General features: G+C 64.8%; 24 protein-coding genes. 16 read left to right on the forward strand and 8 right to left on the reverse strand.

All coding sequences use genetic code 11. The annotated features are described in order from the left end of the window. Window positions 1-19 precede the first annotated feature (19 nt). From paaK to D2N39_RS04210, 8 genes are all read left to right on the forward strand, one after another. On the forward strand, window positions 20-1,327 hold the full coding sequence (gene paaK / locus D2N39_RS04175) for a phenylacetate--CoA ligase PaaK (protein WP_119133938.1): 1,308 nt from the start codon (window positions 20-22) through the stop codon (window positions 1,325-1,327). Between the two features lie 165 nt (window positions 1,328-1,492). After that, on the forward strand, window positions 1,493-1,978 hold the full coding sequence (locus D2N39_RS04180) for a DUF721 domain-containing protein (RefSeq protein WP_119133939.1): 486 nt from the start codon (window positions 1,493-1,495) through the stop codon (window positions 1,976-1,978). Window positions 1,979-1,989: 11 nt separating this feature from the next. After that, window positions 1,990-2,658 carry a DsbA family protein gene (locus D2N39_RS04185; protein WP_119133531.1) on the forward strand — a complete coding sequence of 223 codons (669 nt, stop codon included), beginning with the start codon at window positions 1,990-1,992 and terminating at the stop codon, window positions 2,656-2,658. A 1-nt stretch (window position 2,659) separates the two neighbouring features. Further along, window positions 2,660-3,790 (forward strand): CaiB/BaiF CoA transferase family protein, encoded by a 1,131-nt coding sequence (locus D2N39_RS04190; RefSeq protein WP_119133532.1) that lies wholly within the window; start codon window positions 2,660-2,662, stop codon window positions 3,788-3,790. 116 nt (window positions 3,791-3,906) lie between these two features. Beyond that, window positions 3,907-4,152, forward strand: a complete 246-nt coding sequence (locus D2N39_RS04195; protein WP_119133533.1) for a DUF4170 domain-containing protein — start codon at window positions 3,907-3,909, stop codon at window positions 4,150-4,152. An 18-nt stretch (window positions 4,153-4,170) separates the two neighbouring features. Continuing rightward, window positions 4,171-5,358 carry a 3-deoxy-D-manno-octulosonic acid transferase gene (locus D2N39_RS04200; protein WP_119133534.1) on the forward strand — a complete coding sequence of 396 codons (1,188 nt, stop codon included), beginning with the start codon at window positions 4,171-4,173 and terminating at the stop codon, window positions 5,356-5,358. Between the two features lie 3 nt (window positions 5,359-5,361). Continuing rightward, window positions 5,362-6,351, forward strand: coding sequence for a tetraacyldisaccharide 4'-kinase (gene lpxK / locus D2N39_RS04205; RefSeq protein ID WP_119133535.1), 990 nt, complete (start codon window positions 5,362-5,364; stop codon window positions 6,349-6,351). A gap of 35 nt (window positions 6,352-6,386) precedes the next feature. Beyond that, window positions 6,387-6,722 (forward strand): hypothetical protein, encoded by a 336-nt coding sequence (locus tag D2N39_RS04210; protein ID WP_119133940.1) that lies wholly within the window; start codon window positions 6,387-6,389, stop codon window positions 6,720-6,722. A gap of 11 nt (window positions 6,723-6,733) precedes the next feature. Here D2N39_RS04210 and D2N39_RS04215 read toward each other — a convergent pair whose 3' ends face one another. Both D2N39_RS04215 and D2N39_RS04220 read right to left on the reverse strand, forming a co-directional pair. Next, entirely contained in the window at window positions 6,734-7,354 is a 621-nt protein-coding gene (locus tag D2N39_RS04215) for a glutathione S-transferase family protein (RefSeq protein WP_119133536.1), read from the reverse strand. Beyond that, window positions 7,351-8,097 carry a GntR family transcriptional regulator gene (locus D2N39_RS04220; RefSeq protein WP_119133537.1) on the reverse strand — a complete coding sequence of 249 codons (747 nt, stop codon included), beginning with the start codon at window positions 8,095-8,097 and terminating at the stop codon, window positions 7,351-7,353. The genes D2N39_RS04215 and D2N39_RS04220 overlap by 4 nt, the downstream gene beginning before the upstream one ends. Window positions 8,098-8,219: 122 nt before the next feature. Between D2N39_RS04220 and D2N39_RS04225 the strand changes: the two genes are divergently transcribed. The 8 genes from D2N39_RS04225 to D2N39_RS04260 all read left to right on the forward strand — a co-directional run bounded on the left by D2N39_RS04225 (window position 8,220) and on the right by D2N39_RS04260 (window position 16,520). Then, window positions 8,220-8,978 carry an SDR family oxidoreductase gene (locus D2N39_RS04225; RefSeq protein WP_119133538.1) on the forward strand — a complete coding sequence of 253 codons (759 nt, stop codon included), beginning with the start codon at window positions 8,220-8,222 and terminating at the stop codon, window positions 8,976-8,978. Window positions 8,979-9,001: 23 nt separating this feature from the next. Continuing rightward, entirely contained in the window at window positions 9,002-9,514 is a 513-nt protein-coding gene (locus D2N39_RS04230; RefSeq protein ID WP_119133539.1) for a TRAP transporter small permease subunit, read from the forward strand. Window positions 9,515-9,523: 9 nt separating this feature from the next. Further along, complete coding sequence (locus tag D2N39_RS04235; RefSeq protein WP_119133540.1) at window positions 9,524-10,825, forward strand: TRAP transporter large permease; 1,302 nt, start codon at window positions 9,524-9,526, stop codon at window positions 10,823-10,825. Window positions 10,826-10,902: 77 nt separating this feature from the next. After that, window positions 10,903-12,021, forward strand: coding sequence for a C4-dicarboxylate TRAP transporter substrate-binding protein (locus tag D2N39_RS04240; RefSeq protein ID WP_119133541.1), 1,119 nt, complete (start codon window positions 10,903-10,905; stop codon window positions 12,019-12,021). A 63-nt stretch (window positions 12,022-12,084) separates the two neighbouring features. After that, window positions 12,085-13,203 carry a C4-dicarboxylate TRAP transporter substrate-binding protein gene (locus tag D2N39_RS04245; protein ID WP_119133542.1) on the forward strand — a complete coding sequence of 373 codons (1,119 nt, stop codon included), beginning with the start codon at window positions 12,085-12,087 and terminating at the stop codon, window positions 13,201-13,203. An 81-nt stretch (window positions 13,204-13,284) separates the two neighbouring features. Next, complete coding sequence (locus D2N39_RS04250) at window positions 13,285-14,022, forward strand: SDR family NAD(P)-dependent oxidoreductase (protein ID WP_119133941.1); 738 nt, start codon at window positions 13,285-13,287, stop codon at window positions 14,020-14,022. Between the two features lie 13 nt (window positions 14,023-14,035). Continuing rightward, window positions 14,036-14,818, forward strand: a complete 783-nt coding sequence (locus D2N39_RS04255) for an SDR family NAD(P)-dependent oxidoreductase (protein ID WP_119133942.1) — start codon at window positions 14,036-14,038, stop codon at window positions 14,816-14,818. Next, a complete protein-coding gene (locus D2N39_RS04260) occupies window positions 14,811-16,520 on the forward strand; it encodes an FAD-binding protein (RefSeq protein WP_119133543.1) in 1,710 nt (569 codons plus the stop codon). The genes D2N39_RS04255 and D2N39_RS04260 overlap by 8 nt, the downstream gene beginning before the upstream one ends. Before the next feature lie 33 nt (window positions 16,521-16,553). Here the strand turns inward: D2N39_RS04260 and D2N39_RS04265 are convergent, their stop codons facing one another. The 6 genes from D2N39_RS04265 to D2N39_RS04290 all read right to left on the reverse strand — a co-directional run bounded on the left by D2N39_RS04265 (window position 16,554) and on the right by D2N39_RS04290 (window position 23,008). Further along, on the reverse strand, window positions 16,554-17,708 hold the full coding sequence (locus D2N39_RS04265; RefSeq protein ID WP_119133544.1) for a M24 family metallopeptidase: 1,155 nt from the start codon (window positions 17,706-17,708) through the stop codon (window positions 16,554-16,556). Between the two features lie 54 nt (window positions 17,709-17,762). Continuing rightward, complete coding sequence (locus D2N39_RS04270) at window positions 17,763-18,614, reverse strand: ATP-binding cassette domain-containing protein (RefSeq protein WP_119133545.1); 852 nt, start codon at window positions 18,612-18,614, stop codon at window positions 17,763-17,765. Beyond that, window positions 18,614-19,465 carry an ABC transporter ATP-binding protein gene (locus D2N39_RS04275; protein WP_119133546.1) on the reverse strand — a complete coding sequence of 284 codons (852 nt, stop codon included), beginning with the start codon at window positions 19,463-19,465 and terminating at the stop codon, window positions 18,614-18,616. The genes D2N39_RS04270 and D2N39_RS04275 overlap by 1 nt, the downstream gene beginning before the upstream one ends. Window positions 19,466-19,469: 4 nt before the next feature. After that, window positions 19,470-20,387 (reverse strand): ABC transporter permease subunit, encoded by a 918-nt coding sequence (locus D2N39_RS04280; RefSeq protein ID WP_119133547.1) that lies wholly within the window; start codon window positions 20,385-20,387, stop codon window positions 19,470-19,472. Then, window positions 20,384-21,391: an ABC transporter permease subunit gene (locus D2N39_RS04285; RefSeq protein WP_119133548.1), complete on the reverse strand. Its 1,008-nt coding sequence runs from the start codon at window positions 21,389-21,391 to the stop codon at window positions 20,384-20,386. Before D2N39_RS04285 ends, D2N39_RS04280 begins: the two co-directional genes overlap by 4 nt. Before the next feature lie 72 nt (window positions 21,392-21,463). After that, window positions 21,464-23,008, reverse strand: coding sequence for an ABC transporter substrate-binding protein (locus tag D2N39_RS04290; RefSeq protein WP_233557066.1), 1,545 nt, complete (start codon window positions 23,006-23,008; stop codon window positions 21,464-21,466). Window positions 23,009-23,026 lie beyond the last annotated feature (18 nt).

Here is a 23,026-nt window from a genome sequence, read left to right on the forward strand (position 1 = left end):
GTTTGCCGGATACCCGATGATGCGTGACCTGATGACCGATCCTGCCCGCCTTGACCCGATCGAAACCGCCTCGCGCGATGAAATCGCGGCGCTGCAACTGGCGCGGCTGAAATGGTCACTGACCCATGCGTGGGAGAATATCCCGGCGATGCGCGCGAAGTTTGAGGCGCATGGGGTGCATCCGTCTGACCTGCGGCGGCTGGAGGACATCCGGCTGTTTCCCTTCACCGTGAAGGATGACCTGCGCGCGACCTATCCTTTCGGGATGTTTGCCGTGCCGCGCGAACAGGTGATCCGGCTGCACGCCTCGTCGGGGACCACCGGCAAGCCTACGGTGGTGGGCTACACCCGCAATGATCTGGACACATGGTCGGGGCTGATGGCGCGCTCGCTCCGGGCGGCGGGGGCGCGGCCGGGGGATGTGGTGCATGTGGCCTATGGCTATGGCCTGTTCACCGGCGGTTTCGGCGCGCATTACGGCGCGGAACGGCTGGGCTGCACGGTCGTGCCGGTCTCGGGCGGGATGACGCCCCGGCAGGTGACCCTGATCGAGGATTTCGGCGCGACGGTGATCTGCGCGACGCCCTCTTATATGCTATCGATCCTCGATGAATACCGGGCGCGCGGTCTTGACCCCGCGCGCAGCCCCCTGCGAACCTCGATGTTCGGCGGCGAGCCGTGGAGCAACGCCATGCGCACCGAGATCGAGACCGCCTTCGACATGCATGCCATTGATTGCTATGGCTTGTCCGAAGTGATGGGGCCGGGCGTCGCCATGGAATGCGTGGAAACCAAGGATGGCCCGCATCTTTGGGAAGATCACTTCTACCCCGAGATCATCGACCCCGACACGGGCGCGGTGCTGCCCGATGGCGCGGTGGGCGAGCTGGTGCTGACCTCGCTGACCAAAGAGGCGCTGCCGATCATCCGCTACCGCACCCGCGATCTGACGCGGCTGTTGCCCGGCACGGCCCGTTCGATGCGGCGGATCGAGAAGATCGCCGCGCGCAGCGATGACATGATCATCCTGCGCGGGGTGAACCTGTTCCCCTCGCAGATCGAGGAGCAGATCCTCGCTCTGCCGGGCCTCGCGCCGCATTGGCAGATCGAACTGGCGCGCAAGGGCCGGATGGATACGCTGACCGTAGTCGCCGAAACCGTGGCGGGCATGGATGAGGCTGCCCGCGCGGATCTGGCATCCCGGCTGCAAAAGCGGGTGAAGCAGGGTATGGGTATCAGCATCACGGCGCGCCTTGGCCCACCCGGCAGCGCCCCGCGCAGTGAGGGCAAGGCGAAACGTGTGCTGGACCTGCGGCCGCGCGGCTGACCCGCCTGCTCGTCACGCAATCTTTATGCGTCTTTACGATGCTGCCCGCTGGCCCGTCGGCCTGAGGACGGCTAAGCTGCGCCGGATGACGGAGACAGGCCCATGACCGAGGACAGCCGCGGCGACACGCCCCGCCCCGACCGCACGCAGCGGCAGGGTCGGCGCATGCGCGGGTTCGAGCCGGCCTCGGGTTTGCTGAAGGATCGTATCCGCAGCGCCGGGGAAAGCCGGGGTTTTGCGGTGACGCGGCTTCTGACCCACTGGCCTGATGTGGTGGGCGCCGATCTGGCACGGATCACCCGACCGGTGAAGGTGGGCTTTGCGCGCGGGGCCTTCGGGGCGACGCTGACGCTGCTGGTCAAACCTACCGATGCGCCCATGGTGCAGATGCAGCTGCCGCGCATCAAGGAACGGGTAAACGCCTGCTACGGCTATGCCGCGATCGGCCGCATCACCCTGACCCAGACTGCGCCCTCGGGTTTCGCCGAGGGGCAGGCGCAGTTCACCCCGGCCCCCCCTGCGGCGCCGAAACCTGTCGCCCCCGAAATCGCCCGCGAGGCGCGCGCCACAGCCGAGGGCGTGCAGGACGAGGGGCTGAGAAGCGCCCTTGAAACGCTGGCGCAGAATATCTTAACTCGCCGGAAAAGCTGAAAGGCATTGCCATGAACCTTCTGACCCGCCGCGGCCTGCTTGGCCTTGCCTTGTCCACCACGGCCATCGGCCTTTTCGGTGGCCTGCTGGGCGGCACCGCCGTCTTTGCGCAAACCGATGCAGCCACCGCCTCGGCGGAAGGGACGGCCCCGCCAGAGGTGGTGGAACTCGTGCTGGGTAACCCTGACGCGAAGGTCACGCTGACCGAATACGCCTCTTACACCTGCCCGCATTGCGCGAACTTCCACAGCGATGTGTTCAAGCCGCTGAAGGCCGATTACATCGACACCGGCAAGGTGAAGTTCGTCTACCGCGAGGTCTATTTCGACCGCTACGGGCTGTGGGCCGCGATGATGGCGCGCTGCGGCGGCGAGATGCGCTACTTCGGCATCAACGGCCTGCTGTTCGAAAAACAGAGGGAATGGGCCGCTTCGGACGATCCGAATGTGGTGATCAACAATCTCAAGACCATTGGCCGCAGCGCCGGAATGACTGACGACCAGCTTGACGCCTGCTTCAAGGATCAGGCCATGGCCGAGGCCATGGTCACGAAATTCCAGGAAAACATGGAGGCCGACGGGGTGGAAGGCACGCCGACCCTGTTCATCAACGGCACCAAACATTCGAACATGAGCTATGCCGACCTGAAGGCACTGCTGGATGCGGAGCTTGCCAAGTAAGATGCCCGCACCGCTGGAAGGTATTCGTGTGATCGAACTGGCCCGGATTCTTGCCGGGCCATGGGCCGGGCAGACGCTGGCCGATCTGGGCGCCGAGGTCATCAAGGTCGAGGCGCCGGAAGGCGATGATACCCGCCGCTGGGGTCCCCCTTTCATCGAGCGCGAGGGCGACCGCAGCGCCGCGTATTTCCATTGCTGCAATCGCGGCAAACGCTCGGTCACCTGCGATTTCCGCACCCCGGAAGGGCAAGAGGTCGTGCGCCGTCTGGTGGCCGATGCCGATGTGGTGATCGAGAATTTCAAGCTCGGCGGGCTGAAGAAATACGGGCTGGATTACGAAAGCCTGCGCGCGGTGAACCCGCGACTGATCTATTGCTCCATCACCGGCTTCGGCCAGACCGGGCCGTATGCCGCCCGTGCGGGATATGACTTCATCATTCAAGGCATGACCGGGTTGATGAGCGTGACCGGCGAACCCGAGGGGCAGCCGCAGAAGGTGGGCGTGGCGGTGACCGATGTCTTTACCGGCATCTATTCCGCCACCGCGATCCTTGCCGCGATCGTGCAACGCGGCCGCACCGGCGAGGGGCAGCACATCGACATGGCGCTGATGGATGTGGCGACCTCGATCATGGCCAACCAAGCGATGAACTACCTCGCCACCGGCACGCCGCCGCGCAAGATGGGCAATGCGCACCCGAACCTTGCCCCCTATGCGGTGTTCGATTGCGCCGATGGATGGATCATCCTCGCCACCGGAAACGACAGCCAGTATCGCAAGCTTTGCGGCCTTCTGGGCCTGCCGGAAATGGCCGATGATCCGCGCTTCCTGACCAACGCCGACCGCGTCGCCCACCGCGAGGTGATGACCGAGGCGCTCAGCGCGGCGACGCGGGCCATGACCAAGGCCGATCTGCTGGCCGCCTGTGAGGCGCAGGGCGTGCCTGCCGGGCCGATCAACGACATGGCCGAGGTCTTTGCCGATCCGCAGATCGTGGCGCGCGGCATGCAGATCGCGCCAGACGGTGTGCCGGGCGTGCGCTCGCCCTTCACCTTCTCGGGGGCCGAACTGTCGCTGGACCGTCCGTCGCCGAAACTGGGCGAACATCAGGCGGAAATTCTGGGGAAGTGAAATTTCGGGCAAGTCCCGAATTTTCCCTGCGAAAGCGGGTCCATGACGGGGCGGCGGCTTTAACTCCGCCGCCGCTTCCGCTAGCGTGGCGACATATCCTAAAGCGGAGCTTTATCATGGCGCAACGTCTGCATCTCGTCTTTGGCGGCGAGTTGGTCAGCCCGACGAAGAACGTCTTCAAGGACGTGTCGAAAATCCATGTCGTCGGCATGTTCCCGGACTACCAGACCGCCTACGGCGCTTGGAAGGCCGAGGCGCAGCGCACTGTGGATGACGCCCACATGCGCTATTTCATCGCCCATATCCACCGTCTGCGGGATGAGGCCGAACCCGGCTCGCCGACCGAGGAGCTGGGGGCCTGATCGCCCCCCGGCGCATGAATGCCCTCCATCGGCCTGACGCTATACCAGATCGCGGCCCGGAAAGAGCCGCTGATCCGGCCTGATTGGCCAGACCGGCCAGCGGGTCGGCTGGTCTGGCTGCATGCGCCGACGGCCGATCTTGCACCGCAGATGGCCGAACTGGCCCGCCATATCCGCGAGGAGGACGGGCATCCTGTGTTGCTGACCGCGCCAGATCGCCCCGTCGCCTTGCCGGAAAGGGTGATCTGGCTGCCGCCGCCGGGGGAAAGCGCTGCGGGCGCGCGGCAGTTTCTGGATCATTGGCGCCCGGATGTCGTGCTGTTCTCGGGCGGCGAGTTGCGGCCTTCGATGTTGAACGAGGCAGCGCAGCGTCGCATTCCCATGGCAATGCTGGCTGCGCGCGCGCCCTATCTGCCCCCCGGCCGTGAAGGCTGGTATCCGGGGCTGATCAAATCGGCGCTGGCCGATCTGACGCAGATCTGCGCGGTTGACGAGACGGCGGCGCGCAGCCTGCGCCGGTCAGTCGCCGCCAATCGCATCAGCGTTTCGGGTCGTCTGGAAGAGCCCAGCCACGTTCTGTCGGGCAATGAGGCAGAGCGCGAGGAGCTGGCGCATCTGTTCGCGGCGCGTCCGGTCTGGCTGGTCGCCTGTCTGCCGGAGGCCGAGGAAACCGCAGTGATCGAGGCGCATCGCGCAGCGTTGCGGCAGGCGCATCGGCTGCTGCTGATCCTTGTGCCCGAGGATGCGGCCCGCGCGCCGGTCCTCGCGCAGCGGATGGAGGCGGAGGAAGGCTGGCAGGTCGCGCAGCGCAGCGCGGATGAGGAGCCGGAGCCGGAAACCGAAGTGTTCATTACCGATGCCACGGAAATGGGGCTGTGGTATCGGCTGGCGCCGATCTGCTTTCTGGGCGGATCGCTGGCCGGAACGGGCTGCATTCGCAATCCGATGGAGGCGGCGGCACTGGGCGCCTCGCTGATCCACGGGCCGCGCCCCGGCGCATGGGGCGCGGCGCTGGGCCGTCTGGGGGCCGCGCGCGGCGCGCGGTCGGTTGCCTCGGTCCCCGATCTGGCCGAGGCGGTGGCCGAGCTGTTGGCGCCCGACCGGGCGGCGCAACTGGCCCGCGCGGCATGGATCGTTTCTTCGGAAGGCTCTGAGGCGACAGCGCAGGCAATGGTGCTGATGCGGCAATTGCTGGGGGAGGGCTGAGCCATGCGCGCGCCGGATTTCTGGTTTCAACCGAAGCCGACGCTGACGGCACGGCTGCTCGGCCCGCTGGGTGCGCTTTATGCCGCAGTCACCGCGCGCCGGGTGGCGCAGGCCGGGTATCGCGCCTCGGTTCCGGTCATCTGTATCGGCAACCTGAACGCGGGTGGCACCGGAAAGACGCCAACCGCGCTCGCGCTGCTGGAGCGGCTGCCCGAAGGCGTTCATGTTGTGACGCGCGGACATGGCGGACGCTTGGCCGGGCCGGTGCAGGTGCAGCCCCGGCATCTGGCCTCCGAGGTGGGGGACGAACCGCTGCTGATCGCCCCTTTCGCGCCGGTCTGGGTGGCGAAGGACCGTGCCGCCGGTGTGAAGGCTGCCGAGGCAGCAGGCGCGCGCGTCATCCTGCTGGATGACGGGTTTCAGAACCCTTCGGTGCAGAAAGATCTGTCCATCGTGGTCGTCGATGCGGCGCAGGGCTTTGGCAACGGGTTGTGTCTGCCCGCCGGTCCGCTGCGTGAGCCCGTGGCGGCGGGGCTGGCGCGGGCGGATTTTCTGCTGTCCATCGGGGATGCATCGGCGCAGGCGCGGTTCGTGGCGGATTTCCAAGCGCCCGTGCCGCATCTGCGCGGGCGGCTGGAAGTTCTGCCCACCGGCATGGGCTGGCAGGGGGAGCGGGTGCTGGCATTCGCGGGCATCGGCCAGCCAGCGAAGTTCTTCGCCTCGCTGCGCGCCGAAGGCGCGATCATCGCCCGCGAAGTGCCGCTGGATGATCACCAGCCGCTGTCGCCCGCGCTGCTGGCGCGGCTGGAACGTGACGCGGCGATGCTGGGCGCCCAGATGGTGACGACCGAAAAGGATGCCGTGCGCCTGCCCGCCGCCTTCCGCCCCAAGGTGCTGACCCTGCCGGTGCGGCTGCGGCTGGATGACTGGCTGCCACTTGAGGCGGCGCTGGTCAGGATCGGCGCGCTTGCCCGGCCCGGCGATCCGGCGTAGCTGTGGGCGCGGAACGGCAAGGCGCGGAGGGCGGCATGGCAAACGATGACGGCAAGGTGAAGCGACCGCAGCAGGTTTATACGCTGGTGGTCGAGGTCGGCCGCAAATCGGGGGACGGCCTGCCCGACAAGGCAACCGGCGCTGCGCTGATGATCTATGCCAGCGGCGTGGACGAGGCCGAGGCGGTGCGCGAAACCGTTGCCATTCTCAAGCAAGCCGATCTGGCGCCGCTGGACGTGTCGGGCTATGGCACGCTGGACGAACGGATAGAGGCGGGGGACGAGATCCCGGACGAAGAACGCGCGCTGATGCAGCGCGCGCTTGAGGAAAATTCGGTTGTGGTGGCGCAGATGACGCCGTTCTTCGACTGACCGGAAAAGGCTCAGCCCGCGGGAAAGCTGTCTTTCATCGACGGGCGGGCGCTGATCGTGGCAAACCATTCGGCCAGACGCGGGCGGGTGCTGCGCCAGTCCTTGCTGGCAAAGCGGAAATCCAGATACCCCAACGCGCAAGCGGCGGCGATGGAAGCGGCATTGAACCCGTCGGTGATCGTGGCGAACCAGCGGCCTTCCAGATCGTCCAGACCCGAATCGATCTTGTCCATCTGGCCGCGCGACCAGTCCTCCCAACGCTTTTCCTCGGGGCGCAGCGCGTTTTCATAGCGATGCAGCAGGGCGGCATCCAGGATGGATTCGGCCAGAGCCTCGGCGGTCAGCACAGCAAAGCGGCGGGCGTCCTGCGGGTAAAGCGGATCGCCTGCAACACCAAGACTATCGACGTATTGCGTGATGACGCGGCTGTCGAACAGCGGTGTGTCATCGGCCAGTAGCGCACAGGGCACCTTGCCCGAGGAATTGTGCTGCACGATTCCCGGATCACGTTTCACCGGCCCGGCGGCTGATGGCAGCTTTTTGATCTGGTCCGCAAGCCCGCGTTCGGCGGCGGCCACCATCACCTTGCGCACATAGGGCGAGGCGGGGGAATGGAACACACGGATGGTCATTCTGAACTCCTTTTGCTGCGGCTGGCCTTGCGGCCCTTCGCGGGTTTGTCAGGGCTGGGCATGCGAAGGAAATCCTGCGGATAAAGCTTCAGTTGCAGGTCCAGATGCTCCAGCGCGAAGGTGATATGTTCGCGCATGATGGCAGCCGCGCGCTCACCCTGGCCCTTGGCCAGCGCGCGGGCAATGCGGTGGTGATCGTCGTGCGACCGTTCGATGACGCGGAAATCCCGCCACATGATCACACGGTCTGATGCGGCGGGCACATTGTGCAGGCTTTGCACGAAGGTCCGTATCCATGGATTGCCAGCAAGATCCATCACGGCGGTATGGAAGTTGACGTTCATCCGACGATAGGCGCCAAGATTTTCCGGCAGCAGGGCGCCGGGTTCCAGCAGCCGGTCGCCTTCTGCCACCAGATCGTTCAGCAGCTTGCGCGCAGTGTCCGTCATGTTTGCGGCGGCCAGACGGCAGGCCATCGCCTCCAGCTCGGCCCGCACCTGAAAGGCACCCGAGACATCGGCGATCGAAAATTCGCGCACATAAAAGCCACGATTGCTTTCGTAGGACACCAGCCCTGTCTGGGCCAGCGTCGTCAAGGCGGCGCGCAAGGGGGTGCGCGAGATGCCCAGCATCTCGGCCAGACGATCCTGATGCAGCCGGTCCCCCGGCAGAAGCTCGCCGCTGAGGATGGCCTCGCGCAGCTTTTCCGTGGCGAGTTCGGTGCTGGTATGTGGTTCTGACAAACGACCCCTCCCTTGGGTGTTTTGCCTAATGTATCCAAAAAATCAGTTTTGCGAAGATTCATTTTGCATTAATCGGATAAATGTGTTCATTTCTTTTGCAACGAAGGGGAGGGTCTTCGGGAATGTCGAGAATCGTTCTGGTCACCGGCGCCGCTGGTGGCATCGGGGAAAGCGTGTGCCGCAGGCTGGCTGCCGACGGGTTCGGGGTTTTGGCCGCCGATCTGTCGCAAGAGGCGGCAGTGCGGGTCGTGACCAGTCTGCCGGGGCAGGGGCATCGCGCCATTGCGCTGGATGTGTCGGACGAGACGGCGGTGGCCGATGCTTTCGCTGCGGCCGAGGCGGCAGGTGCGCCGGTCGATCATGTGGTGGCGGCGGCGGGAATCCTGCTGTTCGCGGCCAATGGTGACCGTCCGCCGATCACGGATATTTCGCTGAAGGAATGGGAGTTGACGCAGCGCGTCAATTCCACCGGCACCTTCCTGCTGCTGCGGGAATATCTGCGCGGGGCAACGCGGCGCGGCGCCACTGCCGGGCGGTTCATCGGTTTCGCCTCGGTCGCGGCGCAGCTGGGCGGTTACCGTTCCAGCGCGGCTTATATCGCGTCGAAAGGCGCGGTGATGGCGCTGGTCAAGGCGGGCGCGCGCGAGGCGGCGCCGCTGGGGATAACTGTCAATGCGGTGGCGCCGGGTCTGATCGACGCGCCGATGCTGCGCCAGTCGCTGCCGCCGGAAAAGGACAGCACAATTGCCGCGAATATCCCGCTGAACCGGATCGGCGCGCCAGCCGATGTGGCGGGCGCGGTGTCGTTCCTGATGGGGGCGGATGCCGGCTACATCACCGGCGCGGTGATCGACGTGAATGGTGGCTACCGGATGCAGTGACGCATCCGGCAGGGGAGGGGACGATGGTTAAGATTGCCGAAAGGCTGACGCATCTTCTGGGCTGGGCCGCCGGGGCGACCGTGGTGCTGATGATGCTGCATGTGATGATCGACGTGATCGGCAAATATGCCTTCAACGCCCCGCTGCCCGGCACCGCCGAGGTGGTGGCGGCTTACTACATGATTGGCTGCGTCTTCCTGCCCCTGGCCTGGGTCGAGGCATCGGGCGGCTCGATCGTGGTCGAAGTGATCTATGACAAGGTGCCTGTTCGGGTGCAGGGCGCAATGCGCTGGGTCGCCGATCTGGTTTCGGCGGTCTATTACAGCATCCTTGCATGGTTTTCCTGGGGTGTCGCCACCCATGCCTGGCGCATCGGGGAAACCGTGGACGGCATCTGGCGCATCACGACATGGCCCGCGAAATTCCTGCTGCCCTTCGGCTTTGTGCTGGCGGTGGTGGTCATCCTGCTGCGGCTGATCCTTGGTCCGCGCGGCCAGATCCGCACCACCGGCACGCCTGCCGTCCAAGATCTCTGAGGAAAGCCAATGGAACGTCTTGAAATCGGTTTTGCCGGGATCGCCGCCATCATGCTGCTGATCGGCATTCGCGTGCCCATCGGCGTCGCCATGGGTTCGACCGCCTTCTTCGGCATCTGGGCGATGATGGGCTTCAAGCCTGCGGTGGGCATTACCAAAGCCATCCCTTTCAACCTGATTGGCGACTGGAACCTGTCGGCCATCCCGATGTTCCTGTTCATGGGCTTCGTCGCGGTCGAGGCGGGGCTGACGCGCGGGCTGTTCGGGGCGGCGCGCATCTTCCTTGCGCGCATTCCGGGCGGGCTTGCCTCGTCCACCGTTTTCGCCTCGGCGCTCTTCGGCGCGGCAAGCGGGTCCAGCGTGGCGACCTCGGCGGCCTTCTCGCGCATCGCGGTCCCCGAGATGCTGCACAGCAAATACGATCCCGGCCTTGCCACGGGTTCGGTTGCCGCATCGGGCACGCTGGCGGCGCTGATCCCGCCTTCCGTGTTGATGATCGTCTATTGCCTGCTGGTCGATAGCTCGATCAACACCCTGTTCATGGCAGGCGTGGTGCCGGGTATCCTGACGGCATTCGCCTTCATCACCATGATCACGCTGCGCTGCACGCTGAAGCCAAGCCTTGCGCCGCGCTATGTGGATCAAAGCACACGGGCCGAGAAATGGGCTCTGCTGCGCGATGCCTGGCCCTTGCCGGCGGTGACGGCCATCGTGATGGGCGGCATCTTCACCGGCGCCTTCACCGCCACAGAATCCGGTGCCGTGGGGGCTTTCCTCGCCTGTGTCATCGCCGCACTGCGTGGCCGGCTGAACCGCCCGATGCTGGTGCGCTCGGTCATCGACACGGCGGCGGGCACTTCGGCCATCTTCATGATCGTGCTGGGTGCCGCATTGTTCGCGCGGTTCGTGGCGCTGGCCACTATCCCGAACTGGGTGATGGGGTTCTTCGAAGGCTATGACACGCTGACGATCATCCTGCTGATCTGTGTCCTGCTGGTGCTGATGGGCACCTTCATGGAGGAAATCTCGATCATGCTGCTGACCATGCCGGTTCTGGTGCCGCTGCTGCACCAGCACGGGGTGGACCTGACGTGGTTCGGCATTCTGGTCATCAAGCTGATGACCATCGGCCTGATCAGCCCGCCGGTTGGCATGAATGTCTTCGTCATCAAGACATCGCTGGGGGATCGGGTGTCGCTGAACCAGATTTTCGGCGGCGTGAGCTGGTTCATTGCGGTGGATCTGCTGGTGCTGGCGGTGCTGATCGGCTTTCCGCAGATCGCGCTCTGGCTGCCGGGGATGATGAAGTGACGGGCGCCCGAGCGGCGCAAAACATGGGGTCCCTGTTCCGCAGGAGGGCGGACAGGGCCAGCAAGGGAGGAAGACCGATGAAACGACTGCTGCTTGGTGCAACGCTGCTGCCGCTTCTGGCCGGGGTGGCAAGTGCCGAAACCTATCAGGCGACCAACTGGATGGCGCCTGCCCATATCCTGAACGAATTCCCCTATCAGGAGTTTGCCAGGGATGTCGCCGCCGCCTCGGGGGGCGCGATGGAAATCGAGGTCTATTCCTCGGGCGCGCTGGTGCCCGCGCCGACCACGATGCAGGGCCTTGCCGATGGCGTGGCGCAGATCGGGATCGTCTATCCGGGCTATACGCCCTCGGAGCTGCCGTTGAACAACACGATCAACGACATGGGCTTCGTCGCCAAGGACGACCTTGCCGCCGCCTTCGCCTGGACCGAGTTGGGCTTGACGAACAAGAAGGTGCAGGCCGAATGGTCGAAGAACGGCGGCATTTTCGCCGGCGGCTATTCGACGCCTTTCTACAATTTCATCTGCATGACCGAGATCGTCACCCCCGCCGACGTATCGGGCAAGAAAGTGCGCGTGGCGGGTACGGCGCAGACGGAATGGATACAATCTCTGGGCGGCGTGCCTGTCTCGGTGCCGATCGGTGACGTCTATTCGGGGCTGGAGCGCGGCTCTATCGACTGCACCATGTCGGACCCGACCAACCTCGACAAGGGCAACAAGTTCTGGGAGGTCGCCAAGACCGTGAACACCCTGCCGATGGGCGTGGTGGTTGGCGCGACCTATGTGATGAACAAGGATTTCTGGGCGGGGTTGTCGCCGGACCACCGCCGCATCATTCTTGACGCCATGGCCACCGGGCTGGCGCGGTCACAGGTGGCCTACCACGTTGGCGTGCAGGCGGCGCTGGAAGGTTCGAAGGAACGCGGACTGAAGGTGACCGAACCGACGCAGGAAATGCGCGACACCCTTACCGCCTTTCAGGCGCAGGTGGCAAGCAAGCTGCCCGCCAAGGCCGTGGCCGAGCGGGGTATCGAGGACCCGACTGACGTCCTGAACGACTATACCGCGCTGGAAGCGAAATGGACCGGCCTTCTTGCCGATGTGGACCGCACGGATGCCGATGCGGTGGCTGCGATCCTGAAAGCCAATCTCTACGACAAGATCGACGAGAATACTTTCGGTCTTGAATGACACCTGACTGAACCGCCCCGGCCCCGATCACGGGCCGGGCATAAACCGACAGGAAACCCCAAGATGAAATCGACGCTTCTTGCGGCAGCGGCGCTGCCCTTTCTTGTGCTGCCCGCCTCTGCCGACATGTATCAGGCGACCAACTGGATGGCGCCCTCGCATATCCTGAATGGCGTCGCCTATGGCCCCTTCGTTCAGGAAATCGCCAAGGCCACCAGTGACCGGGTGAATTTCGAGGTCTATTCCTCGGGTTCGCTGGTTCCGGCGCCGACCACGCTTCAGGCTATCGGCGATGGCGTGGCGCAGCTTGGTATCGTTGCCGCCTCTTACACGCCGTCGGAACTGCCGCTGTCGGGCGTGATCAATGACCTCGCCTTTCTTGCGAAAGACGATTACGCGGCGGCCTTCGCGCTGACTGAAATCGGTGTGCTGAACCCGCAGATGGTGGCGGAATACGGCAAGCATAATGCGGTGTTTCTGGGCGGTTATTCGACACCGATCTACAATTTCTTCTGCATGAAGCCGATCAGCGATCCGGCGTCGGTTCAGGGGCTGAAGATCCGCACCGCGGGCACGGCGCAGAATGAATGGATCGCCTTCCTTGGCGCCACCCCGGTCGCCGTGCCGATGACCGATGTCTATACCGGGCTGGAACGCGGCTCGCTGGACTGCACGCTGTCGGATCCGACGAACCTCGAATTCGGATACAAGTTCTGGGAGATCGTCAAATATGTGAACCGGCTGCCGCAGGGATCGTCGCTGGGCGCGACCTATGTGATGAACAAGGAGTTCTGGGCGGGGCTGTCGCCGGAAGACCGTCGCGCCATCCTTGATCTGACCGGCATGGCGCTGGCCCGCGCGCAGGTCGCCTATCATCAGGGCGTCGATTCCGCTCTGAAAGGCTCGGCCGAACGCGGCATCGTGATCGAGGATGCCAATCCCGACATGGCCGCCAAGCTGAAGGAATTCCAGGACGGAATGCTGGCCGGTCTTGCCAAACGCACGATGGAGGCGCGCGGCATCGCCGACCCGACCCCGATCATCGACGAATATCTGGCGCTGGTGACGAAATGGTCCGGCCTGCTGGAAGGTGTGGACCGCAACGATACGGATGCACTCGCCAAGCTGGTGAACGAACAGATCTATTCGAAGCTCGACGCGAACAGCTTCGGCCTGAACTGACACGACGACCACCCCGCGCGGGGTCTGCGCGGGGTCATTCTCCGGGCCGCAATGGCCGATCCGAACCCACTGGTGACTTCCATGACTTCAGAACCGCTTTCGACCGCAATCGTCACCGGCGCAGGCTCCGGCATTGGCCGGGCCATCGCGCATCGTCTGGCCGAGGACGGCTATGCCGTCATCGTGGCCGACCGGGCCGCCGAAGGTGCGCAGGAAACGGTGCGCCAGTTACAGGCGCTGGGCCATACCGCGCGGGCCGAGGTGCTGGATATCACCGATCCGGCCGCCACACAGGCGCTGATCGACGGTGCGGCCAACCTGAGGGTGCTGGTGAACAACGCGGGCATCTTCAACACCCGCGATTTCGACAAGCTGACAGCCGATGACTTCCGCCGGATGTATGAGGTCAATCTGGTCGCCATGTTCACGCTCTGCCAGCAGGCGGCGCGCGTGTTGCCCGAAGGCGGGCGGATCATCAACCTCGCCTCGCGCGCGGCCTTCGGGGCGCGGCACTATGCGCATTATGTGGCCTCCAAGGCGGGGGTGGCGGGATTCACCAAGGCACTGGCGCTGGAACTGGCGGAAAAGCAGATCACGGTGAACGCGGTCGCCCCCGGTGTCATCGTGACCGACATGCTGCTGGAACGCGCCGAGGGGTTGGAGGGGCTGCGCGTGCAGCAACCCTCGGGGCGGCTTGGACAGCCAGAACATATCGCCCATGCGGTCGCCTTCTTCGCCGATCCGCGCGCCGAATATGTGACGGGGCAGGTGCTGATCGTCGATGGCGGCCGGTCCGTCGGCGGCACGGCGGCATTCTGAGGAGGGGTTTGAGATGACCATGGAACCAAGCACCCTGAACGGCCGCACCGCCATTGTGACAGGCGCAGGGCAGGGCATCGGCCTTGCGATTGCCGAGGCGCTTCTGGCCGCAGGCGCGCATGTCGTGGCGGTGGACCGCGAACCCGACGGGATTACGGCGCTCGCCACCCTGTCCGGCGTGACCGCCGTGCAGGGGGATGTGACCGACGCGGGCCTGCCCGAACAGCTTGATGCCGCGCTGGCGGCAGAGGGGCGACAGCCTGACATCCTGATCAATAATGCGGGCGTTGCACGCGGCGCACATGCGCTGGAAACCAGCGATGCGGATTTCACCCGGTATTTCGATATCAACGTGCTGGGCCTGTTCCGCCTGTCGCGCTGGGCCGTGGGTCGGATGATGCGCAACGGCGGTGGCGCCATCGTCAACACCGCCTCGATCTTCGGGCAGATCGGCGCGCAAAGCTCCTGCGGCTATTCCGCCTCCAAGGCGGCGGTGATCGGGCTGACCCGGCAGATGGCCAATGATTTCGGGCCGAATGGCATCCGGGTCAACGCGGTCGCTCCGGGTCTGATCGAAACGCCGCTGACCGCCGAACGCATCCGCACCGAAGCCTGGCGGCGGCATCAGATGATCGACGGTGCCCCGCTGCGCCGCGTCGGCACGCCCGAAGACGTCGCCCGCGCCGTGCGCTTCCTCGCCTCGGACGAGGCGTCGTTCATCACCGGCCAGATCCTTGCCGTTGATGGCGGCTGGGCCATGGGCCGCTATCCGCGGGAAGAGGCGATCCATGCGTAAACCTGTGGCGCCTGATCTGCCGGAAAGCTGTGATCTGCTGATCGTCGGCTCCGGCGCGGCGGGCATGGCCGCCGCCATTTCCGCCTGTCACCACGGCCTTTCGCCGATCATCATCGAGAAATCAGATGTCTTCGGCGGCTCCACCGCCGTGTCAGGCGGCGCGATCTGGGTGCCGGGTAACCCGCTGGCCGTCGCCGCCGGGATGACCGACAGCCGCGAAGCCGCCCGCACCTATATCAAGGGCGAGACCGGAAATCTGTTCAATGCGGAACTCGTGGATGCCTTTCTGGACAAGGGGCCGGAGGCCATCGGCTTTTTCCATGAAAAGACCGCGCTGAAGCTGGCGCACCGGGCGTATTCGCCGGATTACCATTCCGACGCCGCAGGCGCGACGGAAGGCGGCAGGTCGCTGGATGCCGATGATTATGATGGCCGCAAGCTGGGCGCCGATCTTTACCGCATGCGCCCGCCGATTGCGGATTTCACCATCCTTGGCGGCATGCCACTGGGGCGGCCCGACATCTTTCACTTCCTGCGCATGGCGCGGTCGGTCAAATCCGCGACCTATGCCACGAAAACCGTGCTGCGCTATCTGCGCGACCGGGTGATCCATGGCCGCAATACCCGGCTGGTGATGGGGGCGGCGGTGTCCGGGCGGCTGGCGGAAACGGTATTCGCGCTGGGCATTCCGCTGTGCACCGGGCACGAGCTGATCGGCCTGACCCGTGATGAGACAGGCCGCGTGACGGGGGCCGAGGTCAAGGGGCCGAAGGGCTTGCGCCGCATCGCGGCCAGTCACGGTGTGGTGCTGGCGGCGGGCGGCTATCCGCAGAACCCGGCGAAACGGGCCGAGACCTTCGATCATGTGAAACGCGGGCTGCCGCATTATTCCATGTCGCCCGCCACCGGCACCGGCGGCGCGATTGCGGCGGCCGAGTCCATCGGGGCGGCCTTCGTTGACACAAATTCAAACGGTGGCTTCTGGACCCCGGTGTCGCTGCTACGCAATGCCGATGGCTCGACCCGGCCCTTCCCGCATCTGTTCCTCGACCGTGCGAAACCGGGTGTCATTGCCGTGGGCCATGACGGACAGCGTTTCGTGAACGAGGCCTCCAGCTACCACGATTTCGTGCAGGGGCTGATTGCGAAACTGCTGGCCGAGGGGCAGCGGTCGGCCTGGCTGGTGGCGGATCACCGGGCGGTGCGGCGCTATGGTCTGGGGGCGGCCCATGCCTTCCCGGCGCGGATCGGCAAGCATATCGCCAGCGGCTATCTGAAGCGCGATGCCACGCTGGACGGGCTGGCGCGGCAATGTGGTATCGACCCGGTGGCGCTGGAAACGACGGTGCGGGCTTTCAACGCCGGTGCCGTGAGGGGGGAGGATGCGGCCTTTGGCAAGGGGGCCACCAGCTATCAGCGCTATCTGGGCGATGCCGAGAACAAGCCGAACCCCTGTCTGCGGCCGCTGGAAGGACCGTTCTATGCCATCGAGATCTTCCCCGGTGACATCGGCACCTCGATGGGACTGGATGTGACGGCGGAAGGCCGGGTGAAGGACCGGCAGGGCCAGCCGATCCCCGGCCTGTTTGCCTGCGGAAACGACATCAACTCGATCATGTCGGGGGCTTATCCGGGGCCGGGTATCACCTTGGGTCCGGCGCTGGTGTTCGGCTATGTGATCGGGCAGGTCGCCGCGCAGTAAGACAAAGGCGCCCCGCGAAGGGGCGCCGCAGCATCATCCGAAGGGGCGTTCGGGACTGGCTGACGGTGTGCAGAACCAGCGCGGCCCCTCTGCCGTCATATAGGCGATGTCCTCCAGCCGGACACCGCATTCGCCATAGACGCAAAGCATCGGCTCGATGGAAAAGCACATGCCGGGGGCAAGCGGGGTGGTATCGCCTGCGACGATCCACGGCTCTTCATGCAGGTCGAGGCCGAGCCCGTGGCCGGTGCGGTGCGGCAGGCCCGGAACGTCATAGCCGGGGCCGAAGCCATCGGCGACCAGCGAGGCCCGCGCGGCGGCATCGACATCGGCGCAGGCGACGCCGGGACGAGCGGCCGCAAATCCCGCCATCAGTGCGCGATGTTCGCACGCCCAAAGATGCCGCTGCCGGTCGGTCGGTGTGCCGAAGACATAGGTGCGGGTGATGTCGGAATGATAGCCGTGCAGGTTGCCGCCAAGGTCAACCAGAACCATGTCACCGTCCTTCAGGCTTTGCTCGTAGGGTACGCCGTGGGGATAGGCTGTCGCCTCGCCGAATTGCACCGCCACGAACACCGGCTTCAGCCCCAGCCCCTGATGCGCGGCAGTGACGAAAGCGGCCACTTCGCCCGTGGTCACACCGGGGCGCAGACCCGCATGCACCGCCTTCTGCACCGCATGGCTGGCATCCATCGCGGTTTGCAGGATGGCCAGTTCAGTCGCCGACTTGATCCGCCGTTGCGCCGCAATCAGCGGCCCGGCCGAGGTGACGGACAGGTTTGCCGCCATCAGGCGGTTGGCAAAGCCGAAACTCATACCGGGGTCCAGCCCGATGCGGCCGGAGACACGGGCGGGGATCAGGGCGAAGGGGTCTTCGTCCTCTTCCCAGACTGCAATTGCACCGGGAATGCGGATCATGGTTTCCAGCTTGGGCCGTTCGAAATTCGGGGTCACATAGGTCAGCGATCCATCCGCCCCCACCAGCGCGCCATGCAGCCGTTCCGAGGCATGAAGCGCCAGCCCGGTGTAATAGGTCAGCGACGAGGTGGCATCGAGCCATATCGCATCCATCCCGCCCGCGCGCATGGCATGGCGCAGGGTATCAAGACGGCCGGAAAGCTCGGTCGCGGGAATCGCCGGGGCATCGACCGGGCGGAACCCGGCCAGCAGCGTGTCATAGTCGGTCATGGGGAAATCCTTGGCGAAGCATGCGCCGCCCCCCGGCAAGGGGGCGGCGGCATCTCATGCGGGCTGGGCCTGCCGGGCGGCCTTGCGGCGGGCGACGCGGGCGCGGATCGCCTCGACATCCGTCACCGGCGTCGCGGCGAACAGCGATTTGGTATAGGGATGCTTCGGGTCGGCAAACAGTTCTTCCCGCGAACCCTGTTCTACGGCCTCGCCCTTCGAGATCACCATGACCTCGTCGGCGATATAGCGCACCACCGACAGGTCGTGGCTGACGAAGACATAGGTCAGGTCGAACTCGTCCTGCAAATCGGCCAGAAGGTTCAGCACCTGCGCCTGCACCGACAGGTCCAGCGCCGAGACGGGTTCGTCCAGCACCAGCAGCGAGGGGTTGAGCATCAGCGCCCGCGCAATGGCGATCCGCTGCCGCTGTCCGCCGGAAAACATATGCGGATAGCGATTGAAGTGTTCGGGTTGCAGCCCGACCTTCTTCAGCATCGCCTCGGCCCGTTCGCGCCGTTCCGATGCGGGGACGTCGGTGTTGATGACCAGCGGCTCCATCAGCACATCACCGATCTTCTGGCGCGGGTTCAGGCTGCCATAGGGGTTCTGGAACACCATCTGCACCTTGGAGCGCATGGCGGGGCCGGGGCGCTGGCGGCGGATGTCGACTGGCTGGCCGTCGATCCGCAATTCGCCGCCGGACGGCGCGTCGATCAGCGCGATCACGCGGGCCAGCGTCGATTTGCCCGATCCGCTTTCGCCCACGATGGCCAGCGTCTTGCCCTTCTGCACGGCAAAGTCGATGCCCTTCAGCGCCCGAACCACTTTGGCGGCGGAAAACATGCTGCCGGGAACGTGGTAATCCTGAACGATGGCGCGGCCTTCAACGACGGGGATTGCTGTCATCACACGCCCTCCTGCTGGAAGAAATCGGAAACGGTGGGCAGGCGGTCGCCGGTCGCATGTTCCGGCAGGGCGGCCAGAAGCGCGCGGGTATAGGGGTGCTGCGGCGCCTCGAACAGCGACAGCACATCCGCCTCTTCCATCTTCTTGCCCTTGTATTGCACCACCACCCGGTCGGCGGTTTCGGCCACCACGCCCATGTCATGGGTGATGAGGATCAGGCCCATGCCGTAATCCTCTTGTAGCTTCATCAGCAGGTCGAGGATCTGTTTCTGGATCGTCACATCCAGCGCGGTCGTGGGTTCATCCGCAATCAGCAGACGCGGGTTCGAGGCGATGGCCATGGCGATCATCACGCGCTGGCACTGCCCGCCCGACATCTGGTGCGGGTAAGCGTTGATCTTCACCTCGGGTTCCGGGATGCCCACGGCGCGGAACAGGTCCAGCGCCTTGGCATGGGCGTCGCGTTTCGACAGGCCGAGGTTCAGGCGCAGCACCTCCTCGATCTGGAAGCCCACGGTAAACGAGGGGTTCAGCGAGGCGATGGGTTCCTGGAAGATCATGGTGATCTCGCGGCCGATCAGGCGGCGGCGCTCGGCCCCGCTCATCTTCAGGATGTCGCGGCCGTCATAGGTCATTTCATCGGCAGTGATGGTGGCGGTATCGGGCAGAAGCCCCATCACCGCCAGCATCGACACCGATTTGCCCGATCCGCTTTCGCCCACGATGGCCAGCACCTCGCCCCGGTCGACGCGGACGTCGATGCCGTCCACGGCGGTAAAGCTGCCGGTGGCCGTGGCGAATTTCACCGTCAGGTTGCGGATGTTCAGAAGCGCGCCATTCTTGTCGGTCATGATGTCAGCTCCGCTTCAGCTTGGGGTCGAGCGCGTCGCGCAGACCGTCGCCCATCAGGTTGATCGCCAGCACCGAAATCAGGATGGCGAGGCCGGGGAAGGTGACCACCCACCATGCGCGCAGGATGAATTCGCGCGCTTCGGCCAGCATGGTTCCCCATTCCGGCGCGGGCGGCTGCGCCCCCATGCCTAGGAAGCCCAGGGCGGCGGAATCGAGCACGGCGGACGAGAAGGACAGCGTGGCCTGCACGATCAGCGGTGCAAGGCAGTTCGGCAGGATGGTCTTGAACATCAGCCGGATATTGCCGGCCCCCGCCACGCGGGCGGCGGTCACATATTCGCGCTTCATCTCGGACATGACGGCGGCGCGGGTCAGGCGGGCGAAATGCGGCTGATAGACGATGGCAATGGCGATCATCGCATTGGTCAGCCCCGGCCCCAGCACGGCCACCAGCACAAGGGCCAGAAGCAGCGACGGGAAGGCGAGGATGACATCCATCACCCGCATGATCACGCTGTCCACCCAGCCGCCGAAGAACCCGGCCAGCAGGCCGATGACGATGCCGCCCACCAGCGCGATGGACACGACGACGATGCCGATGAACAGCGAATATTGCGCGCCGAAGATCAGGCGGGACAGGATGTCCCGGCCGACCGCATCGGTGCCCAGCAGGTAGCTGGCGCTGCCGCCCTCCTGCCAGACCGGCGGGACCAGCAGCGCGTCGCGGTATTGTGTGGTCGGGTCATGTGGCGCCAGCACGGCGGCAAAAACCGCGATCAGCACCAGCAGCGCGAAGACGGCAAGGCCGACAACGGCACCACGGTTCTGGCTGAAGTAGAACCAGAATTCGGTCAGCATCCGGCGGCGGATCGCGGCGTCCGAAAGCTTGACCGGGGCGTTGGTTTGGGACGTATCGGTCATTTGACGCGGATCCTCGGGTTGATGAGGCCATAGGTAAGATCGACCAGCAGGTTCACGACCATGACCAGCGCGGCAATCAGCAGGAGGCCCGATTGCACCACCGGATAGTCACGGCGCGAGATGGAATCGATCATCCATTTGCCGATGCCGGGCCAGGAAAAGATCGTCTCGGTCAGGATGGCGCCTGCCATCAGCACACCGATTTGCAGGCCGATGGTGGTGATGACCGGGATCATGGCATTGCGCAGGGCATGCACGCCGATCACGCGGTAGGGGGGCATCCCCTTGGCGCGGGCGGTGCGGACATAATCCTCTCCCATCACCTCCAGCATGGCCGAACGGGTCTGCCGCGCGATCACCGCCAGCGGGATCGTCGCCAGCACGACAGAGGGCAGGATCAGGTGGCTCAGCGCCGAGGTGAACGCGCCTTTCTGCCCCGACATCAGGCTGTCAATCAACATGAAGCCGGTCACATTGGGGAAGAAATACAGCAGGCTGATGCGGCCTGACACCGGGGTCCAGCCCAGGATGCCCGAAAACAGGATGATCAGCAGCAGGCCCCACCAGAAGATCGGCATGGAAAAGCCCACCAGCGCGGCAGTCATGGAAATCTGGTCGAACCAGCTTCCCCGCCTGATGGCGGCCAGCACGCCCACCGGCACACCGATCAGCGTGGCGATGATGATGGCGCAAAGGCCCAGTTCGACCGTTGCCGGGAACAGGGTCAGGAATTCGGTCAGAACCGGCTTTTTGGTGACCAGCGAATTGCCGAAATCACCTTGCAGCAGACGGCCGAGGAAGTCGAAATACTGCATCACCACGGGTTTGTCGTAACCCAGCTGTGCCGTCAGTTCGGCGTGCCGTTCGGGGCTGACGCCACGTTCGCCCGCCATCAGCAGCACGGGGTCACCGGGCAGGATGCGCACGAAGCTGAAGGCGATGACGGTGATCCCGAGGAAAGTCGGGACCAGATACAGAAGCTTTGAGAGGATGAACCGGACCATGCACCGTTTTCCTTGTAGAACGCGCGGGGAACCATGTCCCCGCGCGTCCGGTTTCCGTTGGATGCGGCCCGATTACTCGGCGATGTCCACGGTTTCGAAGGTGAAGTCGCCCAGCGGGCTCATCACGAAGCCCGAGACCTTGTTTGACATCGGCACATATTGGGTCGAATGCGCGATGGTGAACCACGGCGCCTGCTCCTTGAAGATGACCTGAGCCTCTTCATAAAGCTTGGTGCGCTCGGCCGGGTCGGCGGTGACCTTGGCGGCCTTCAGCAGCTTCGAGAAGTCCTCGTTGCACCAGAAGGCACGGTTCGCGCCGCCTTCACCGGCGGAATCGCAGGACAGCAGCACCGACAGGAAGTTGTCGGGGTCGCCGTTGTCGCCGGTCCAGCCGAGGATCACGGCGCCGTCACGGCCCGCTTCCATCGACTTGGCCAGATACTCGCCCCATTCATAGGACACGATCTCGGCCTTGACGCCGACCTTCGACAGGTCTTCCTGCATCAGTTCCGCCGTGCGGCGGGCGTTCGGCATGTAGGGGCGCTGCACCGGCATCGCCCAGATCTTCATCGACAGGTCGGAGACACCGGCCTCGGCCAGCATGGCCTTGGCGGCTTCCGGATCGTAGGGATCGTCCTTGATCGAGTCGTTGTAGGACCACATGGTCGGCGGGATCGGGTTCTTGGCCGGGGCGGCCGCGCCCTGGAACACCGCGTCAACAATCGCCTGCTTGTTGATCGACATGTTCAGCGCCTTGCGAACCTTCGGATTGTCGAAGGGCGCCATGGTCGTGTTGTAGGCCAGATAACCCACGTTCAGACCGGCCTGTTCGTCCAGCTTCAGGTTCGGGTCGGCCTTGATCGCCTCGATGTCGGCCGGGGCCGGGTAAGGCATCAGGTGGCATTCACCGGCCTTCAGCTTTTGCAGACGCACCGCCGCATCCGGGGTGATCGCAAAAACCAGATCGTCGATGATCGGCGCCTCTCCCCAGTAATCGGGGTTCTTGGCGTAACGGATCACGGCGTCTTTCTGATAGGCGACGAACTTGAACGGGCCGGTGCCGATCGGCAGGTTGTTCAGGTCTTCCTTGGTGCCCGCGGCGTCCAGCGTGTCGGCATATTCCTTCGACACGATCGAGGCGAAGGGCATGGCGATATTGGCAAGGAACGGTGCTTCCGGCTGATTCAGCGTGAACTTGACCGTATAGTCGTCGATCTTCTCGACCGACTTGATCAGGTTCGGCATGTCCATCGAGGTATAGTATTCGTAGGTGATGCCCGCGATATACTGGTGCCACGGGTTGCTGGCATCGCCCTGACGGTCATACGAGAAGATCACGTCATCGGCGTTGAAGTCGCGCGAGGGGGTGAACTTTTCGTTCGACTGCCACTTCACGCCCTTGCGCAGGTGGAAGGTGTATTCGGTGCCGTCTTCCGACACGTCCCAGCTTTCGGCGAGGCCGGGGATAACCTCGGTCGTGCCTTTCTTGAACTCGGTCAGGCGGTTGTAGATCGGATGGGCAGAGGCGTCGAAGGTGCCGCCGGCGGTATAGGGCGCGGGGTCGAACCCTTCGGGCGACGCTTCCGAGCAATAGACGAAGGTCTTGGCCTCCGCCATGGCAGCGCTCATGGCCAG

It is taken from the genome of Gemmobacter lutimaris (assembly GCF_003570715.1).
GTDB classification, from domain to species: domain Bacteria; phylum Pseudomonadota; class Alphaproteobacteria; order Rhodobacterales; family Rhodobacteraceae; genus Gemmobacter; species Gemmobacter lutimaris.

What these genes read in the sequence shown, in the direction of transcription:
- D2N39_RS04225 (WP_119133538.1), top strand. Translation starts at nt 8,220, where the DNA reads ATGTCGAGAATCGTTCTGGTCACCGGCGCCGCTGGTGGCATCGGGGAA.
- D2N39_RS04185 (WP_119133531.1), top strand. Translation starts at nt 1,990, where the DNA reads ATGAACCTTCTGACCCGCCGCGGCCTGCTTGGCCTTGCCTTGTCCACC.
- D2N39_RS04240 (WP_119133541.1), top strand. Translation starts at nt 10,903, where the DNA reads ATGAAACGACTGCTGCTTGGTGCAACGCTGCTGCCGCTTCTGGCCGGG.
- D2N39_RS04230 (WP_119133539.1), top strand. Translation starts at nt 9,002, where the DNA reads ATGGTTAAGATTGCCGAAAGGCTGACGCATCTTCTGGGCTGGGCCGCC.
- D2N39_RS04190 (WP_119133532.1), top strand. Translation starts at nt 2,660, where the DNA reads ATGCCCGCACCGCTGGAAGGTATTCGTGTGATCGAACTGGCCCGGATT.
- D2N39_RS04260 (WP_119133543.1), top strand. Translation starts at nt 14,811, where the DNA reads ATGCGTAAACCTGTGGCGCCTGATCTGCCGGAAAGCTGTGATCTGCTG.
- paaK (WP_119133938.1), top strand. Translation starts at nt 20, where the DNA reads ATGCGTGACCTGATGACCGATCCTGCCCGCCTTGACCCGATCGAAACC.
- lpxK (WP_119133535.1), top strand. Translation starts at nt 5,362, where the DNA reads ATGCGCGCGCCGGATTTCTGGTTTCAACCGAAGCCGACGCTGACGGCA.
- D2N39_RS04235 (WP_119133540.1), top strand. Translation starts at nt 9,524, where the DNA reads ATGGAACGTCTTGAAATCGGTTTTGCCGGGATCGCCGCCATCATGCTG.
- D2N39_RS04180 (WP_119133939.1), top strand. Translation starts at nt 1,493, where the DNA reads ATGCGCGGGTTCGAGCCGGCCTCGGGTTTGCTGAAGGATCGTATCCGC.
- D2N39_RS04265 (WP_119133544.1), bottom strand. Translation starts at nt 17,708, where the DNA reads ATGACCGACTATGACACGCTGCTGGCCGGGTTCCGCCCGGTCGATGCC.
- D2N39_RS04210 (WP_119133940.1), top strand. Translation starts at nt 6,387, where the DNA reads ATGGCAAACGATGACGGCAAGGTGAAGCGACCGCAGCAGGTTTATACG.
- D2N39_RS04195 (WP_119133533.1), top strand. Translation starts at nt 3,907, where the DNA reads ATGGCGCAACGTCTGCATCTCGTCTTTGGCGGCGAGTTGGTCAGCCCG.
- D2N39_RS04255 (WP_119133942.1), top strand. Translation starts at nt 14,036, where the DNA reads ATGACCATGGAACCAAGCACCCTGAACGGCCGCACCGCCATTGTGACA.
- D2N39_RS04250 (WP_119133941.1), top strand. Translation starts at nt 13,285, where the DNA reads ATGACTTCAGAACCGCTTTCGACCGCAATCGTCACCGGCGCAGGCTCC.
- D2N39_RS04280 (WP_119133547.1), bottom strand. Translation starts at nt 20,387, where the DNA reads ATGACCGATACGTCCCAAACCAACGCCCCGGTCAAGCTTTCGGACGCC.
- D2N39_RS04270 (WP_119133545.1), bottom strand. Translation starts at nt 18,614, where the DNA reads ATGACAGCAATCCCCGTCGTTGAAGGCCGCGCCATCGTTCAGGATTAC.
- D2N39_RS04290 (WP_233557066.1), bottom strand. Translation starts at nt 23,008, where the DNA reads ATGGCGGAGGCCAAGACCTTCGTCTATTGCTCGGAAGCGTCGCCCGAA.
- D2N39_RS04275 (WP_119133546.1), bottom strand. Translation starts at nt 19,465, where the DNA reads ATGACCGACAAGAATGGCGCGCTTCTGAACATCCGCAACCTGACGGTG.
- D2N39_RS04245 (WP_119133542.1), top strand. Translation starts at nt 12,085, where the DNA reads ATGAAATCGACGCTTCTTGCGGCAGCGGCGCTGCCCTTTCTTGTGCTG.
- D2N39_RS04285 (WP_119133548.1), bottom strand. Translation starts at nt 21,391, where the DNA reads ATGGTCCGGTTCATCCTCTCAAAGCTTCTGTATCTGGTCCCGACTTTC.
- D2N39_RS04200 (WP_119133534.1), top strand. Translation starts at nt 4,171, where the DNA reads ATGCCCTCCATCGGCCTGACGCTATACCAGATCGCGGCCCGGAAAGAG.
- D2N39_RS04215 (WP_119133536.1), bottom strand. Translation starts at nt 7,354, where the DNA reads ATGACCATCCGTGTGTTCCATTCCCCCGCCTCGCCCTATGTGCGCAAG.